We start from the raw sequence: 17,327 nt of genomic DNA, 5'->3' as shown, positions 1-17,327 counted from the left end.
TCCTCTTTTTTGTATAAAAAAATCTGGCATGGAATTTTCATCCATACCAGAAGATGTATTGCTTTTTTAATTGTCTAATCTCGATTTAATATGATATGCCATACAAAAAATCCTACACCAATAATAAGCGCTAACCATGCCCACAATTGTAAAGTTAGATAAATCTTAAAAGTTAATAAGCCTAAGACCCAACTAACTAACATCATTGCTAATCCGGCGATATCACCACCAAGACCATCAATACCACACGTGGCAATATAAACTATTCCAGAAGCAAGATACAAAAGGGCAACTATTAGTTCTGCGGTGCCACCGTAAATTCGCACCATAACATCAGGATTACCAAATCCCTTAACAATTGATTGAACTAAAATAATAATAGCAAGTACAATCATAATAATACCGACAATTATCTTTGTCATTTTCATAAAAAAGACCTCCTCAAAGCTATTTTAACTGTTAATCACAAAATTATAAACAGATTAATACTGAGGAGGCTTGTGTAAAATTGAAACCAACTAATCTTTCCCTTGTTTAACCTTTTTTAAGGCTTCAACAAAAACTTCGTATGGCTGGGCCCCTGTGATCGAATATTTATTGTTAATAACAAAAAGCGGGGCACTGGGCATTCCAATCATAAAAGCTTGACGTTCGTCTTTTCGCACTTTATCTTCATATTTATTTGAATTAAGGATACTAGTAATTTTTGTAGCATCAAAACCGATTTTTGTCATCGCAGAAGTCAAAACGTCATAATTAGCGATTGGATCGTTAGCAACAAAATAAAGCTGATAGAGCTGATTTATAGTTTGCATTAAAAGCGACTGATCATTTAAAGTTTCTACATATTTAATTAAACGATGTGCAGCAAGTGTATTAACTGGAATAGCATTTTCCATTTTAATAGTTAAATCAGCAGTTGCAGCAAAATAATCGATTTTCTGGAGTTGTACCAATGCTTGGTCTTTAGTTAATTTATGATTCTTGGCATAATAATCAACCATTGTCAACTTTGTAACTGTTGGTAGTGTTGGATCTAACTGAAACGACATGAATTGTAACGGTGTCTTATCGGCAAGTTTTAACTCATTTAGTGCTTTTCTTAAACGTGTAATTCCAACATAACAGTAAGGGCAAGCAATATCTGCCCAATATTTGATTTCCATTAATAATCGCTCCTTGAGTATTTAATCATTAATTTAATCTAACCATAAAATAGTTAAAGTTGCTAGCGCTAATAATAGATAGGGATTGAATAATTTTAAATAACACCTGTCATTAAAATTATAGTTTTAATGCTACCGAAAATAAAAAGCCCCCGAAGCAACTGATTTTCGTTGATTATTAATTATTATATATAAGCTATATTTACTACTAATTTTGTTTTACAAATAAATCTGCAACAGCTTAAAAATTTTATAATCACCAATATTATGGTTAGATTCAGATATTACGTACACACAAGTTCCGGGTTGGCTTGGTAATACAACACGTGATCTTAAATTGTCAGTTATTCGGCATTTTCAGACTAATGATGATACACGTTATCCTGTAATTTTTTGGTTTGCTGGCGGTGGCTGGATGGATACTGATCATAATGTTCATTTACCTAATTTAGTAGATTTTGCCCGTCACGGTTACATTGTTGTCGGTGTTGAATATCGTGATAGCAATAAAGTCCAATTTCCCGGTCAACTAGAAGATGCCAAAGCAGCCATTCGCTATATTAGAGCTAATGCAGAGCGCTTTCAGGCCGATCCGAATCGTTTTGTAGCGATGGGCGAATCTGCTGGCGGTCATATGGCTAGTATGCTTGGCGTGACGAATGGTCTAAAACAATTTGATAAGGGATTTAATCTTGAATATTCGAGCAACATCCAAGCGGCGGTTCCATTCTATGGTGTAGTTGATCCATTAACAGCCAAAGAAGGCAGTATTTCTAATGACTTTGACTTTGTGTATCGAAATCTTTTAGGAGCAGAACCGGAAGATGCACCGGAACTTGACTCTGCTGCTAACCCCCTCTCCTATGTAAATTCGAATACCGTTCCCTTTTTAATTCTACATGGAACAGAAGATGTTGTCGTCCCAATTAAAGACAGTGAATGCTTATATGAAAAACTGGTAAAAAATGAGGTTCCAGCAGAGTTATACGAAATAAATGGCGCTAGTCATATGGACGTTAAATTTATGCAACCAGAAGTATTTAAAATTGTGCTAACTTTCTTAGAAAAACATTTAAACTAAACGATTTTGTAGATGATGAGCCGTTTAAACAAAAGCTCCGATAAAATGCCGTTATATCAGCATTCTATCGGAGCTTCTTTTTTATACAATCTTACAAAAATGCGCCCCCCGAGAGTCGAACTCGGATCATGAGGACCGAAATCTCATGTGCTATCCATTACACTAAGGGCGCCCAATAACTATATTTTAACTCATTTATTATAAAATAAAAGTATTTTTGTCAATTTATATAAAATAAAAAGAACCGAGGTATTTCTCAGTTCGCAATATGTATGACTGCCCATTGGTTTGGGTAGATTTACTATGTTTGGACCCTTTTCTGCCACAGATACACATAGTCTCGCTACCAGCAAGCAACTCTGATAGTTCTATGTGGTTTACAAGATCTGGACGCGGATCTATTACCGCTCAACTTTCACTCGAGATGAGAACAGCATTTCATATCTTCTTTAAATAGTCTTACTGTAAATTGGTCAATTTGAGCTAATAGAACCAGTCTCGTTAGTTATATTCTGCTTGCCAGACTTCACGACCAACAATCTTCTTGATATTCCGCTTTGGTTCCTGTGGTCATCAGCCACCGTTTTGCTGCGGATGGGATATTACGATTGCCTAACGGACTGTGCATTGGGTTTCAAACATAGATTCTAGAACAAATTACCAGTCGGCTTTTTTTCACCGATCTGACTAGGTATTACGTAGCCAGTTTGTAAGATATAACCTATCGATTATACCCGACTTATTGGAATTAAATTCATCCTGAACAGGCGGGCTTCTCACACCCTTATACACTGCCTTCAGCCACTTCTAGTATATCATTTTTGATAACTTTTATCAGTAATCTTTACCCTTAATTCAAAAATCACTATAATTGAATACGGTACATTAATTATTAGGGAGATATTTTTTATAATGAAAAAACAATCAACCACCATTATTTCGATTATACTTTTAATTCTTATCGCTATTTTTGCGCTTCTTAATACAGCAACAGTTGAAGTAAACTTACTAGGATTACACGTAAGAATGCCGCTTGTGTTGCTTATCTTCGTTTGTCTGCTAATTGGCGCGGTTATCATCTATCTTCTTTCATTCTCAACTCACCTAAAAACGAGTAAAGAATTAAAAGAATTGAAAGCGTCAAAAATTAGTAAGGCTGAACTAGAAAATTACCAAAAAAAGATTAATAAATTGCAAAAGGAAAACACATCTTTACGACAACAACTAAAAGAACAACCAAAATCAGTCACTAATACTAAATAAGTGTTGCCACTGTTAAAATTGACCCCTTTTTTGAAAGGAAGAGAAATGAACAAATATCGTTTTATTGCAGTTGATATTGATGGAACGCTCTTAGATGATAATGATTACTTTGATATTGAGCGTTTAAACAGAGATGTTGATGAACTACTTCAACGTGACTATCATTTTATTGTAGCCAGTGGAAATAGTTACGACGCGTTAACTTCTATTTTTAAGCCATGTCCGCTTGTGAAAAATTTTGTTGCAGAAAACGGTGGCCGTATCATCGTTAATCGGCAGCCTGTTAGTGGAATTTCTCACTCGCTGCCAACATTACAGCAACTTTTAGTTACTATTAATGAACGTCTCCCTATTCCTGATATTCTTTCTTTATCGGGAAAATCACAAACATTTATCGCAGACCAATATCGCAATGTCCCCGTTCCTTACTATCCTCATCATGATTACTTTAACAAGATTCAAGAAATTAATGAGCCCATTTACAACCTTAATATCAGTTGGTTCAAACAACGGCTTTCACAATCCGTGATTCAGTCTTTTGTCGAACAGCTAAATGCGCAATATAATAATATTCAAGCAACATATAGCGGCGCATTTGGAATTGATATTCTTCCGGCTGGCGTTAATAAGGCAAATGGCTTACAACGGCTAATTGAAACATACTTTAATGGTCAGATGAATGAAGTTGTGGCCTTTGGCGACACTTCCAATGACATAGAGATGCTACAAGAAGTCGGTTGTAGTTACGCAATGAAAAATGCAACAGCGGATTTATTGCATGTTGCTGATAAAATAACAGCCTTTGATAATAATCATAGTGGTTTATTAAAAGAAATTGAAAAGCAATTTTTGCAATAACCTATTTAAAACATTATGTAAACTAGCATTATAAAAAGAAACTGTCGATTTTCTTTCTATAGAAAAATGCCCTCCGAGTATTTGATGAATTTTTATTTCATCTGTATACTCAGAGGGCATTATAGCCTTTTCAGGTTCTTTTATAATTGGCTTTAATATACTCCACCATCATAAAAATTATAAGATGGCTTGTTAAAGTTATAGGTAGGAAGTTCAGACATTTTAATAAAGTTATCTGCAATTCCCCAACTCATTAAGTTGATTGGCTTACCAAAGTCTTCGTCAGGAATAACAACCATAATATATTTGCCAAGAGCACGGGCCATTCCTAACTCAACGCCCATTCCAACATCTTCTTCTTCAGGAATATAAACCGCTAATAACATATCAGATGTTGATACCCCTACTCGATCTCCATTATAGGTAGCAGTACTCCATTCACGATCTTGGAGAAGTTCAGGATGCTCATCTACACGTAATCCCTTGTATTGGTGCTGAAGTGGTACATATGAGTTTTCTACATCAACAGTCGGATTCGTCTGAATTGCTTTCATTGCATCTTCATAAGCCTTATTTTGCTTATCAGTGAACCAACCAGCACAAAAGTACACTGTCTTGCTCTTTTGAATTGTCATTAAATGAACTCCCCTTTATTTTGTGTTCATTTTAAATTCTATCATGAAATAGCCAGTTTAACCAACCCGAAGTTCCTGCTTTCCTGCGATTATCCGCATCAAGCTTAAGGAGGTTTATGTTTAAATAATGAATTACGTTCATTAAAATCATCCTTCCTTAGGATTACTGCCAAACTTCACTTGCAATATCTTGAATTAGCTTAATTTTTCCTGTCTTAAATTTTACCCGCGCATCTTTTAACTCCGTAAGACGAAGACAATGTCATAACAGAACAGTGAAGTATGTTGTGTTGTCACAAAAAATCTCCCTTGCAAGCTAGCTAATAAAAAAAGTCCCCAGGAATATCATACGATCTCCTAGGGACGTCAGTTAACGTGATACCACCCTAATTTAGTAGGTATTTACACACCTACCCTCAATAAATCTACCCGTTAAGAGTAAACTCAGACACTATATCGAGTGCCAATCGTAGTCTGCTTACTAAAAATAGCTCACAAAACTATTAGAATTATAAGACCATCTTCATGAATTTTCGCTATGTCAGGTTACACCATTCCTGACTCTCTGTAATAGCATTAAAACATTACTCATCTTTTCTAATTTTATATTAATTAAATTATCATTATCTTATAACTAATTTTGACCATTGTCAATATTATTATTTCTCTACTAGGGCTTCCTTAATGAGCTGTTTAGCAGCAACTGACACCGGAACACTTTTACTATCGGCATATCTTTTTAACTGTTGATAAACTTCTAAATCACTTGTTCCTCGCCAAACCAAGCCCGTTACTTGTCCATGTTCTTTATTCATTTGACCCCTTCTTCCATAAGATATTAGCGATTTGTTTAATTATGGTTATCCGATTATGCAATTGAAAGTGGGTTGTCTTAGGATAAACCCTTTGATGGTATTCAACTGATGGGTGAGTCCTAATTAAAGCTTTTAGCATTTCTGATTGGATATGGGGGACCGATCCATCAGTTTTCTTATCTCCTTCTTCACTTCCCATTAAATTGTAAATTTTAACGGTATAATTCAACTGCCATTCTTTCATTTGAAGAAATAACTCTTGAAAATTTTTATCTGTCGATTTACTAATTAAATGATACCGATACTTCAATTGGTCGCTTAAACTTTCTTCTACTGGAACACCAAGAAAGACTAACTTATTTAAGCGTAAATGACGTTGCAAATATTTAGAGCTCATATACGCATGAATAAATTCAGTTCCACCATAAGAATGAGCAATGACGTTGGTTTGGTCAATATTATAGTGTTGATGCAAGTATTTTAAGACGCTAGTAAGCTGCTTTATTTGTGGATGGTACGTCGTATTATAATTCCATGTAAAAAGAATCTGAATTAAAGCATTCTTTTGCCCATTAAAACTACCTTCTGTCCAAATACGACCATTAGAAGCAACCCAAATTGTTAATACCTTTTGGGCAATATGCTTTTGCTGGTAATATTTAATTAATTTATCATAGGTAGTAGCATTTCCTCCCCATCCAGGAATTAGTAAAGTTGGCGTACTTGAGTAGTAAATATCCTTTCGATATTCTTGAGGTGACAAAGATTTCCCTGGCGTACTGTGCATTAGGTAGCCCTGGATTCCAAAGGCAACAAGAATAATCCCGCCTAAGCTTATTCCAATGATTTTTAATTTCTTCATTAAATCATCTCTTTTTACATTTCAATTATATTTGCATCTCCTATTATACGCGAAAAAACTTCAGTAAGACATTTTGTCAACTGAAGTTTTACATGATTATTAAATTTTAGGATACGGAATCAATATCAAATTACCATTAATATACTCACCGAGATAAATATCCTCAATTCCATTATAGCCTGCTTTATGGATTTGCTCGTAAACCCATTGTTCATCGTGATGAATTAATTCCATTACATCAACATTTATTTGTCCATCATTTATTAATGGAAAACGCACGTTATCTTCATCATTTTCAATTATTACTAGTTGACCATTTTGCTCTAAAATGCCGCTTTTAACCTTTGATACTTCATAAATCCCATGACCACGTAAACGAAACATCAAGTCATTAGCGGTTATTCCTGCACGCATACAGTTTTCGACTAGCAATTGCCCATTTTGAATCAAAATCTGTGGTCGGCCATCGATGATTCGCCGTACCCATGCATTATGATCCTTAGCGAATTTTACTAAGAAAACAATTAAGGTCCAAATAAGCAATACCATAATAAATTCAAGGACAGAAATGTCACTATTGTAAATAATGCCCCCAATAATTCCCCCCAGTACATAGTTTTGAACTTGATCAATGGCTGATGTAGGGGCTAAATTTCCTTTTCCTAACAGGTTAATCTGGAGAATCAAGCATAACATTCCAAGAACAAATTTAATAATAATTAATGAGTAATTATCCATCTTGCCCTCCTACTTCATTAAATTAACTTGATGATTAACAACATGCGCCCTTGTGAGGGTATAGTTATCTCCCGTAGTACTTAAGTTAACACGGTAATCTCGGTCTTCAATGCGGACTAAGATACCATCCGTTAAAGTTGTCGAATTAACAACGACTTTTTGCGGTGAGACATTATGATCGCGCGCAACAGCCTTGATAAAAGGAATCATCTGCGTCGTCTGTGATTGTTGAGTACTAGTTTTTTCCATATCGGTAATTTGAAAACCAATAAAAAGCATTAGCAGTAAGAAGAAAATAATTCCCAAGTCACGATAACGCGTAATTAAACGATGACGAAAATACATTAAAGCCATCAATGCAATTAATATGATAAAAGTAATAATTGCAATATAATTAAATAATTGGTTCATATGTTGGTGATTGTTCAAATAACTGATAGTATAAAATGTCACTTTAATTATTCCTCCTTGAAACATAATAAAAACTTAAAGAGCTAATTCAACAGATTTTTAGTTGCACATGTTAAAATAGGAATAACTTTTAGGATAAAAAAGAAGGAGGACTCTTAATGATCTTAAAAATATTAATAAAGGTCATCTGGATTTTGCTAGGCAGCCTTTCCTTTATTGGGGGAATAATCGGTATATTACTCCCAGTTATTCCGCAGGTACCATTTTTCCTTCTTACGATTTGGTGCATTACCAAAGTATCTCCACGTTTCCATAATTGGCTCTTACGCAATCCGCTTTACCTAAAATATGCTAAGCCATTATTAGGTCGACTTGGTTCATTGACATCACGCCAAAAACAAGCTGTTCAAAACACCAAAAAATAATATAACAAAAGGTCTAGAATGATGGCAAATATGTCATTGCTCTAGACCTTTTACTTTTAACATAACATCTAACCAAACAACCGAGCCCAAAATCCCTTCTTTTGTTCTTTCATTGGTTGTTCTATTGAAGTGTTCGCTACTGCTTCATCAGAAACCAGTGCTTCAAGTTGCCCATAAGGATTACGTTCCCCGATCCATTTGAAAAATTCATCTGCTTTAATTTCGACAAATTTTCCACGCTTACCATTAATACCATCTACGCATAGTTCAATCGGTAAAGCATTTCTATATTTTTCAATACTATCTGCTGTAAAGCCATTAAATGTATTTAACTTTGAAATATCAAACAATAAGCTCCGATCCTGTTGACGATATTTAAAGTCTTCTTCTTGGGTAAGGTATAACTTTGCCCAGCGGTTTCGTGAGCTTTCCTTGAAATCATCACAAATCTCATCTGCAAAGTAAGGCGGTACCTCTATATCGGCCATCTTATAATACTCACGGAATAATTTCCGTGTATTAGCCAGAAAATCTAGTTTTCCTGTCTTTTCATCAAAGGAACGCCAAGGGGTGTCATCATCTTCAAGGAGGCTCGCCATTCGCATTACAAAGTCCTTAAATAATGTATTATTCAAGGTTTGCCGTACATTATAGATATATTTATTAGCTTCACCTTTTTGCTGTTCATCAATAACTTTATCAATTTGCAGGTAATAAGTTCGGCGGGCTGTTTCTCGTAGCATGGTGAAACCAGAGTCATAATTGGTTGTCCCAATTAAGGGAGCAATCGTATGTGGATTGTTAACTAATTCATTCATCGTATCAACCACTAAATGTCTACTGTACTGATCTTGTTGGAAGAAGTACGGTTCAATTTCATCCATTAAAACAGGATATGAACTTCCTAGCTTCATGTAATGTTCAATCGCATCAACAGTCTTAGCTTTCTTTTGTGGTGTTTCTGTTGGATAAATGGTTCCAAAATCAATTAGTGAGCGGTCGGTGTTCCATGTCAATTGGTTAATAATCCGCAACAAAGTAGATTTACCGGAACCCGCGGTTGCCCCTAAAATTAAGAAGTTAGGAATATCGTTTCCATCTTCTGGGTTTAAACTGGCTTTAGCTCGGATTTCCCATAAAAATGGCGCAGTAAAACTATATAAAATGGCTTCATAAAAACGTTTGCCATAGTCATCATTATAATCAACGACATATTGTTGATACCCCTTTAAAACAGCATCAATACTTTTCAAACCATCACGTATCTGGCTAATAGTTGCAACTTTGCCGAACGGAATTGGGTGCGTTCCAGTATCGTTTGGTACGTACAGTCCGCTATTATTATTAACCAGGTTTCTTTCCATTGGCCGGTCATATAAGAACGTCGTATATTTCTTTTCAGCAGACCGTTGTTGTGGTGTCATACCGCTAATTAACGCATCTTGAACTTGCTTAAAGATTTTTTCTCGCGACTTTAATTTAGGTTTAGCTGCTCGTGGAGAAACAGCAGTTTTTTGCAGGGTATAGATAGTATCATGCTGTTGAATCTGCCGCTCGGCTTCTTCCTTATCTTGGGAACGGTTGGTGGTAATATCCCGCATCGTTTTGGTAATCAGTGCCGGAATCTTATTCTCATCAATCTGTTTCTGGATATCATGACTGATTAAGTCAGTCATATCAGCGGCAGCAATCTGGTCCGTGACCTCATTGTCAAGAATAACAACCGCATTCTTAGTCCCTTTAGGATCTTTCATGCTTTCATCAATTTGCTCCTGAGCAGCTTTTAAAAGGTTTTCGGTAAAGAATGGGCGTAAGATAGGTTTAATATCATTTTTGTAATGATTGTCAAGGTTTTGGAATAAACGAATGTCATTATCAAAGACCAGAATTTCTTCATATTGATTCCGTTGGTCGTCAAATGAAGAATTGTCTAAGTTCAGGCTTCCTAAAATTACCCGTGTATCATGCGTTTCAGAATTACTAAGAAGGTAGAAACGCGAATGAATAGCTTGTGTAGGCGCAATTGAAACTTGAAAAAGATTATTTAAGACATTAGCCTGATTATCGCTAGTCAGTGCTTCGAAAATTTTTGCGGGTTTTTTATTTGCTGCAGAAAGCAATGCATTAGTCAATGCAACCTTAGTAATTACGTCATCGCCAGTCTTAACGTCATGATTTTCTGGTGTACTAAGGGCAATTTCAACCTTAATAAACTTACTTAAATATTGATTAATAAAATCGGCAGTAATATTACCAGTTACTGCGGTCATTCGATTAAACTTTGTGGTATCAAAAAGCTGACTAATCTTTAATGGCGGTGTATCTTGGCCATTAAAGACAATATGAATCTTTTTAAGATCTGAATCTGTCATTAGCGTGGTCCTTTTCTAAACATATTAACTCTTTTTATTTTCGTTTATTTATCTAGATTTTGCAAGTCACTGTGAGAAATTAATCCTTATATTAAATTACCGTAAATTAAAAAGCAGAAAGCAAAACTAGCTTGCCTAGTTTGTAGTTCCGCCTTTAAACCGCCATGGCTGGTGAGTGTTTGAACAGCCAATTAGCTATTGCATGTTTAAAATGATAAAGAGACTGAGTTTTTTTCAGTCTCTTTACAGTTATATATCTAATGATTAATCGCTGTTACTGCTCCAGTATTGTAATTGATAGAAATATTGCGTTGTACATTAGGCACGAATACATTATATTGCAAACTGTCATCTTTTGATTTTGCTTCAATATGTGCCCCTGCCGGTACAAGATTGTTACCATCATAAATATCAGTGACCCGGTAACGGACTTGCTTATTTTGGTCAAGCGCCTTACGAACTAATCCCTCATAGTAATTCTGCCCAGTTGATGTATTACTACGAGCTTCATTTGCCCAGGCAGTTTGAGTTGCAATATTTGCCGGATTAGACTCGGAGGCATCAAAGCCATGGATCCCACCAACTAATGCATATCCCAGAAGATGGCCGCGGTCATAAGCGTGAGAAATGCCACCTGTTAAATTATGAGCCTGTAAAAAGCCCGCTGGTTTCCAGTTTGTCGCACCATTACCGGTCTCATTGCGGTTACGATACTGTCTGGTCGTACGATTGAGCCAAGCATCTCCCTGCCAGGCGCGGCCACGAGAATCACGACGGTTTACTGCATAAGGTGCATTATTAATGTTTGCATTTAAATTAGTTTGATTGTTATTTAAGATAAATGCTCCAGCTCCATTCCATTTTATGTTAGATGTTCCTAGTTGTTGTTGCACACCCGCTGATAAAACGCTCTGTGCTTGTTCATGAGTCGGTGGCGTAAGTGATGAATGGCTATGATCGCTCTTATTGTGTTTCCACGAAGCAAGTCGCTGTATCCCTTGTTGTGCTGCATTCCCTTTCTCGGGTTGCTGAGAAAAGCCGCCGATTCCAAGGAGCGCAATAACTGCAAGAATTAAATACTGTGTTTTCTTGTTAAATCGAAATCGCATATGATAAATAATACCTTTCTTTATAAACGTACGTTCGTGAACATATTTTATCATTTTACCAACTAAAATAAAATACTCCTAAAACATAAATTGCTTCAGGAGTATTTAGAAATTAAATTATGCTAATTTATCTTGCTTCCTTGTTCTTAATTTGTAGATTACACTCATAAGTACTAAGAAGATGGCACCTACACTAACTGAGATTCGTGTATCAGGGTTAAAGAACATAAAGAGTAAAATAACCGTTAAGGAAATCAAACTAAAGTAGTTATAGGCTGGATAAAATGGCATCTTGAATGGGTGCCCCTTTAACTCAACAGGATTATTACGCCGGAAATTAAGCTCAGAGATAAGGATGATAAACCATGGAACCATTCCTGGCAGGACACTTGAACTATAAACAATAACGAAAATGTTAGCCGATGCAGAATTGAATGCCGATAAAAGCATATTAACGATAAAACCAAGGAAAATCCAGAATGAAATTGTCAAAATAGCCACATTAGGGACAATCCGCTTTGATAGTTTACTGAAAACCTTTGGAACTTCACCATCAACCGACAATTTGAAGAGCATTCGACTGGCACTGTAAATACCAGAGTTTGCACCTGATAAGGCAGCGGTTAAAACAACGAAATTAATAATTCCCGCCGCTCCAGTAATTCCAACTTTCGTAAACGTTTCAACAAATGGTGAACCTACTGCTTTTAATTCATTCCAAGGATAAATTGAAACAATCACAAAGATTGCACCAATGTAGAAAATTAAGATCCGCCAAATAACAGACTTAACTGATTTAACAATTGCATGACGTGGAGAGGCTGCTTCACCCGCTGTAATTCCTAATAGTTCAATTCCTTGGTATGAACCCGCAATAACTGAAAGCGAGAACATGAAGCCCATAAAGCCACCAGTGAAGAAGCCGCCATGGGACCACAAATTAGAGATGCCAACAGGATGCCAATTGTTACCAAACCCAAGAACGATAACCAAAAGTCCTAAGATAATCATTACAATAATCGTTACAACTTTTATCATTGCAAACCAGAATTCTAGTCGTCCATAAGCCTTAGCTGACGCTAGATTAGCAAGCGTTAAAATAGTAATCATAACTAATCCCGAAATCCAGTCTGGTAAGTTGGGCCACCAGTAATTAAGGTATTGACTCATTGCAATAATATCTGATATTCCAACAATAATGAACTGAAAGACATTACTCCACTTGGTTAAATATCCAGCTAAAGGATGAATATATTTGGAACCATAATCTGCAAAGGACCCTGTTCCTGGACTAATATAAATCATCTCGCCTAATGCTCGCATAACACCATATAATACAAGCCCAACGAAGGCATATGCTAAAAGAACAGAAGGCCCCGTCCATTTAATGGTCGACGTAGCCCCCATGAAAAGACCACTACCTATTGTTCCCCCGATAGCAATCATTTCCATTTGTCCTGGCGTCATCGTCCGATTTAATTTAACTTCTTTTCTTTGATTATCCATCATACTAACCTCATTTCAAATAAAAAAGCTACCCAATACGTCCCAATTCAACCCTTGTCAATGTGATAAGCGGTTGAGACGTTCTGGATAGCTATCGCTAACAGATTTAAGAGATATTAAAACTACTCAACCACGGTGATTGTTGTTGTGGTTGAGGTGGAGGTTAGATGATGAATAATAGATCGATTGTAAATTTGCATTTTAATTTCCTCCATTTCGTTTTCAATATCATTAGAATACTATTAGAAAATTAAGAATGCAAGTAGTTATTTAAAATTTTTTTATTTTATTTTAGATTTTTGCTGTTTGTGTAATGAAAAGAGACTCATCCCCGCAGTCAAAAGGGTTATACCTATCCCTGCTAATGTCGTTAATGTACTAGTATTATTACCGGTTTGTGGTAATGATTTTTGCCGGTTTCTTTTATTATTCTGGGTTGCTTTCTCTGTTAGCGATACTAATGAATGATTAGCTTTTGCTATTCGTTTATGTAAGTGTTCTTCACCTTCTATCTTCTGCCCTTTGATTTTGTTAGTGCTTGTTTGATTATTTTCACGGGATGCTGGTGTCAAATCATCAGCTATTGCCAATGATCCAAAATTGCTAGTATTTGTTGCTGCTTGCTCATTCCCATCCTTCACTTGGAGACTTTGAACATGATTATCAGAATCGTTCGTTTGAGTAACAACACTTGGCTGTTGGTAAGTACTTGTAGTTTCATTATGTTTAGGAGCTAATACTGTTTGTGTGCCGGTTTCTTTACTAACGATATTATCTGTTTGCGTTCCATAATCAATTTGATAACTATCGGTTTGAATTTCTTGATCATTATTAGTTATTTCCATCGTTGTCCCCTGCTCAATTGATAGTGGAACAATTGTCTGGGTTTGCTTACTATCTTGGAGATTTGATTCTGTTTGTGTTATTGAATCTTTTAATTCTTGAGCATTAGTTTGGGTTGATTTGTCCCCTTTATCAATATCTCCCGTAGCGATTACAATAGGTTCCTCATCCCCAACACCTATTTCATTGGTATGATACACTGTTTGTGAGCTTGCTGTAACCTTAGGCGTTTCGCTTAAATCATCAATTTTATTATCGCCGGTTCCGATATCATTAGTATTTACAAAATCAGTCATCGTTGTTGCATCGGCTTGAGAAATTATGAGATTATCGGTCTGTATCTTTTGATCTTTATATCGATAATCCTCAATTCCTACACCAATATCTCTAGTCACTACTTCATCGTCTCCCACTCCTTGATCGTTAGTCAAAACATTGGTTTGGGTTTCTTGACTAGTCTGTTCTATTGGATTAGTAATAGTTGATATATCTACTCCTTGATTATCTTGCTGGGTTGCTGCATCCTTAGTTAAAATTTCAATAGTATTGGTAGCCTTATCTGAATACGAAATTACTTCACTTTGTACTGCCTCATCCTTATTTTGAATTTCGGTAGTTCCTACCTGTTCATCTTTAGTTTTTATATTGTTATGCTCAGTTTGGGTTTCGTTATCCTTTGTTTTTTGATCTACATGTGCATCTTCTTCATCTTCCTCATCGAGGGGATGGTAAAAAACGTCAATTGATCGATCAAAATAGGATAGATCATCTACTTCAGTGATTGCTGGAATTTTATCTAGGGTAGGCTTAAACCGCACTTGTTGCGGAATAGGAACATCATCAAACGGCTCAATCGTCCATTTAGTAGTATTGCCTGATACTTGGCGATGGGCATACGACACTTGTTCCACTTTCTGTGAACCACTTAGTAAGTGAAAATAAATAACCCGTTTTACTTGGACGGTTTCTAGTTGAGGCGTCTTATCACCTTTTACTGTTTTTATAATATTTGACGGTTGATCGTCCATATCTGCTGCTAGTGCGGACGGAGCGTTTAGCCCTAAAGTAATAATTGCTGATGCAGTTGCTAAACCTAAAAAATAGGCATTCGATAATGGGGTCGTACTTCTTAATTGCATAATAAAATAACTCCTTTTTAAGTGACTCTATTAATATATATACGTAAAAAATCGTTATTTGCATTTTTTGCTTCAAAATTTTATCGCCCAAAAGTCCCACCGATGCCTCATTCGGACAATAGCAAGAAAAAGGAGTCCTAAATTTAAACATAAAAAAGCCATCATCCACAAGCCATAAAGCTTGTCATGACAGCTTTTCTATTACAATGAGTGAATAACTTGTTCAACGTCATCAACAATCTGTTTTGGTGTTAAGTGATACCATTCGTACATCACTTCGGTAGGAACATTATCTGCAAATTCCCGCGGTGCACCAAAATTAAGAACTTTCATATTCTTTGGCCCATAATACCGTGCAATCGTTTCACCAAAGCCACCACTTAGGATACCATCTTCAAGTGTAACCACAACATCATGGTTTTCTGCTAAATGATGAAGAACATTTGAATCGATTCCTGTAACAGATTTTGGATTAATCAATGTGGCATCAATGTTAAGCTTTTCTTTTAATTCTTTTCGCACCTCTTCACCCAATTTCCAGAAATCACCAACTGCCATTATTGCAACCTCGCTACCATGATGGGCGATATCGTATTTAATGGTACTGTAGTCATCCTGGGTTGGTGTACCGTGTAGCAATGGTTTTTCAGGCTGCCTAATTGCTACTGGTTCGTCAGTTTGGTTAATTGCCCAGCGTAACATTGAGATCATCTCTTCAACATTAGTTGGTGCCAAATATTCAATGTTTGGCAAATCACTAATCATCGAAATATCAAAGGTTCCTTGGTGGGTAGCAGAGCCTTCAGAAATTGAACCACCACGAACAATCATCACGACTGGCGCATCATTTAATGCCATATCATGAATTAATTGATCATATGCCCGCTGTAAAAATGTACTATTTTGGAAAACAACGGGACGGGCCCCTGCTTCTGCCATTGCGACTGCGGTAGTGATTGAATCCTGTTCTGCAATGCCAACATCATAATAACGGTCTGGATGGTTTGCTTTGAATTTGCTAAGATTAAATGCACCCGGAATCGCTGCGTTAATTGCAACAACTGGCTTACCGTCGTCAATTTGACGGTCTAATTCTGCTAAGATTGCATCACTATAAGATTCCCCGCTTGATTTAACCTTGTCTTCACCAGTTTTTAAGTCAAAGGGAGCCCGCCAATGGTACTTCATTTTTTTCTCAACCGCTGGCGTATATCCTTTTCCTTTTAACGTATTAACGTGTAGGACAATTGGATGATCAATGCCTTTGATCTCTTTAAAAGTATCAATCATCGTTTGCAAATCGTTTCCGTCAGCAACGTATTTATAATCAAGGCCCATAAACTTAAAGATATTGTTTGGCGATTTGCCATCAGTCTCACGTAGCTCTTTAAGTCCCTTGTATAATCCGCCCTGATCCTCATCAATTGACATCTGGTTGTCATTTACCAGAATAATCAGATTAGAATTAAGCTTTGCAGCATTATTTAGCCCTTCGAAAGCTAAGCCGCCACTCAAGGAACCATCACCGATAACAGCCATAATATTATTATGCGATTGAGGTCTAATTAGATCACGTGCTTGCGCCATCCCCACTGCTAACGATATAGAAGTAGAAGTGTGCCCGATCTCAAAGAAATCATGAACACTTTCTTCTGGAGATGTATAACCAGTAACATCTTCATAGTGGTCAGGATCTAAGAAGCCTAATTTACGGCCTGTTAACATTTTATGAGCGTAACTTTGATGGGAGACATCCCAAATCACTTTATCATGGGGTGAATCGAAAACATAGTGAAAGGCAAGCGTCAATTCCATTACACCAAGGTTAGGCCCCACATGTCCCCCGATTTTAGCATCACGTTCTAAAACTAATTGACGCATTTCAGTTGCTAATTGCTTTAGTTCTTCAAGTGACATCTGCTTAATATCACTTGGCTCATTAACTTCATTTAAAAGGTAATCAGGATGCAGATTCATCTATTCCACTCCTTTTTAATTTTACATTGATATAATTATTGCTTATATCATTTTAACACTTTCTAAAGCAGTGCGTAAATTGCTCTTATGTTCAAATTGACGAATTTACCTCATTTCGATACCATTA

At 36.3% G+C, this 17,327-nt stretch carries 16 protein-coding genes and 1 tRNA gene; 4 read left to right on the top strand and 13 right to left on the bottom strand.

Annotated features, from left to right (window positions below):
* Positions 1-74: 74 nt before the first annotated feature.
* Together DTK66_RS03710 and DTK66_RS03705 are read right to left on the bottom strand one after the other, a co-directional pair.
* Entirely contained in the window at positions 75-428 is a 354-nt protein-coding gene (locus DTK66_RS03710) for a hypothetical protein (protein WP_191667816.1), read from the bottom strand.
* Between the two features lie 90 nt (positions 429-518).
* Entirely contained in the window at positions 519-1,166 is a 648-nt protein-coding gene (locus tag DTK66_RS03705; RefSeq protein WP_191667815.1) for a DsbA family oxidoreductase, read from the bottom strand.
* 262 nt (positions 1,167-1,428) lie between these two features.
* On the opposite strand from DTK66_RS03705, the gene DTK66_RS03700 reads away from it, so the two are divergent.
* Positions 1,429-2,247 (top strand): alpha/beta hydrolase fold domain-containing protein, encoded by an 819-nt coding sequence (locus DTK66_RS03700; RefSeq protein ID WP_191667817.1) that lies wholly within the window; start codon positions 1,429-1,431, stop codon positions 2,245-2,247.
* Positions 2,248-2,347: 100 nt separating this feature from the next.
* Here DTK66_RS03700 and DTK66_RS03695 read toward each other — a convergent pair.
* Positions 2,348-2,419: transfer RNA gene (locus tag DTK66_RS03695), tRNA-Arg, on the bottom strand.
* 740 nt (positions 2,420-3,159) lie between these two features.
* Here DTK66_RS03695 and DTK66_RS03690 point away from each other — a divergent pair.
* Together DTK66_RS03690 and DTK66_RS03685 are read left to right on the top strand one after the other, a co-directional pair.
* On the top strand, positions 3,160-3,510 hold the full coding sequence (locus DTK66_RS03690; protein ID WP_153931544.1) for a LapA family protein: 351 nt from the start codon (positions 3,160-3,162) through the stop codon (positions 3,508-3,510).
* 45 nt (positions 3,511-3,555) lie between these two features.
* Positions 3,556-4,368, top strand: a complete 813-nt coding sequence (locus DTK66_RS03685; protein ID WP_191667814.1) for an HAD-IIB family hydrolase — start codon at positions 3,556-3,558, stop codon at positions 4,366-4,368.
* A gap of 152 nt (positions 4,369-4,520) precedes the next feature.
* On the opposite strand, the gene DTK66_RS03680 is transcribed toward DTK66_RS03685, so the two are convergent.
* The 5 genes from DTK66_RS03680 to DTK66_RS03660 all read right to left on the bottom strand — a co-directional run bounded on the left by DTK66_RS03680 (position 4,521) and on the right by DTK66_RS03660 (position 7,871).
* Positions 4,521-5,003, bottom strand: coding sequence for a nucleoside 2-deoxyribosyltransferase (locus DTK66_RS03680; protein ID WP_153931546.1), 483 nt, complete (start codon positions 5,001-5,003; stop codon positions 4,521-4,523).
* 659 nt (positions 5,004-5,662) lie between these two features.
* On the bottom strand, positions 5,663-5,818 hold the full coding sequence (locus DTK66_RS03675; RefSeq protein WP_172971330.1) for a hypothetical protein: 156 nt from the start codon (positions 5,816-5,818) through the stop codon (positions 5,663-5,665).
* The gene (locus DTK66_RS03670; protein ID WP_191667813.1) at positions 5,811-6,680 is read right to left on the bottom strand and encodes an alpha/beta hydrolase; all 870 of its coding nucleotides are present in this window, start codon (positions 6,678-6,680) and stop codon (positions 5,811-5,813) included. The genes DTK66_RS03675 and DTK66_RS03670 overlap by 8 nt, the downstream gene beginning before the upstream one ends.
* A gap of 99 nt (positions 6,681-6,779) precedes the next feature.
* A complete protein-coding gene (locus tag DTK66_RS03665) occupies positions 6,780-7,418 on the bottom strand; it encodes a DUF421 domain-containing protein (protein ID WP_153931503.1) in 639 nt (212 codons plus the stop codon).
* A 9-nt stretch (positions 7,419-7,427) separates the two neighbouring features.
* On the bottom strand, positions 7,428-7,871 hold the full coding sequence (locus DTK66_RS03660) for a DUF3290 domain-containing protein (protein WP_191667812.1): 444 nt from the start codon (positions 7,869-7,871) through the stop codon (positions 7,428-7,430).
* Between the two features lie 116 nt (positions 7,872-7,987).
* On the opposite strand from DTK66_RS03660, the gene DTK66_RS03655 reads away from it, so the two are divergent.
* Positions 7,988-8,254: a DUF454 family protein gene (locus DTK66_RS03655; RefSeq protein ID WP_153931501.1), complete on the top strand. Its 267-nt coding sequence runs from the start codon at positions 7,988-7,990 to the stop codon at positions 8,252-8,254.
* A gap of 68 nt (positions 8,255-8,322) precedes the next feature.
* Here DTK66_RS03655 and DTK66_RS03650 read toward each other — a convergent pair whose 3' ends face one another.
* The 5 genes from DTK66_RS03650 to DTK66_RS03630 form a co-directional block, all read right to left on the bottom strand.
* Positions 8,323-10,626, bottom strand: a complete 2,304-nt coding sequence (locus DTK66_RS03650; protein ID WP_191667811.1) for an Aq_aa27 family P-loop NTPase — start codon at positions 10,624-10,626, stop codon at positions 8,323-8,325.
* A gap of 257 nt (positions 10,627-10,883) precedes the next feature.
* Positions 10,884-11,735 carry a DNA/RNA non-specific endonuclease gene (locus DTK66_RS03645; RefSeq protein WP_191667810.1) on the bottom strand — a complete coding sequence of 284 codons (852 nt, stop codon included), beginning with the start codon at positions 11,733-11,735 and terminating at the stop codon, positions 10,884-10,886.
* 117 nt (positions 11,736-11,852) lie between these two features.
* Positions 11,853-13,244, bottom strand: a complete 1,392-nt coding sequence (locus DTK66_RS03640; protein ID WP_191667809.1) for an amino acid permease — start codon at positions 13,242-13,244, stop codon at positions 11,853-11,855.
* 278 nt (positions 13,245-13,522) lie between these two features.
* Positions 13,523-15,223: an LPXTG cell wall anchor domain-containing protein gene (locus tag DTK66_RS03635; RefSeq protein WP_191667808.1), complete on the bottom strand. Its 1,701-nt coding sequence runs from the start codon at positions 15,221-15,223 to the stop codon at positions 13,523-13,525.
* A 201-nt stretch (positions 15,224-15,424) separates the two neighbouring features.
* Entirely contained in the window at positions 15,425-17,200 is a 1,776-nt protein-coding gene (locus DTK66_RS03630) for a 1-deoxy-D-xylulose-5-phosphate synthase (protein WP_191667807.1), read from the bottom strand.
* Between the last annotated feature and the right edge of the window lie 127 nt (positions 17,201-17,327).

The organism is Limosilactobacillus walteri (genome assembly GCF_014830205.1).
Classification (GTDB): domain Bacteria; phylum Bacillota; class Bacilli; order Lactobacillales; family Lactobacillaceae; genus Limosilactobacillus; species Limosilactobacillus walteri.
This window is presented reverse-complemented; position numbering and strand designations above follow the sequence as displayed.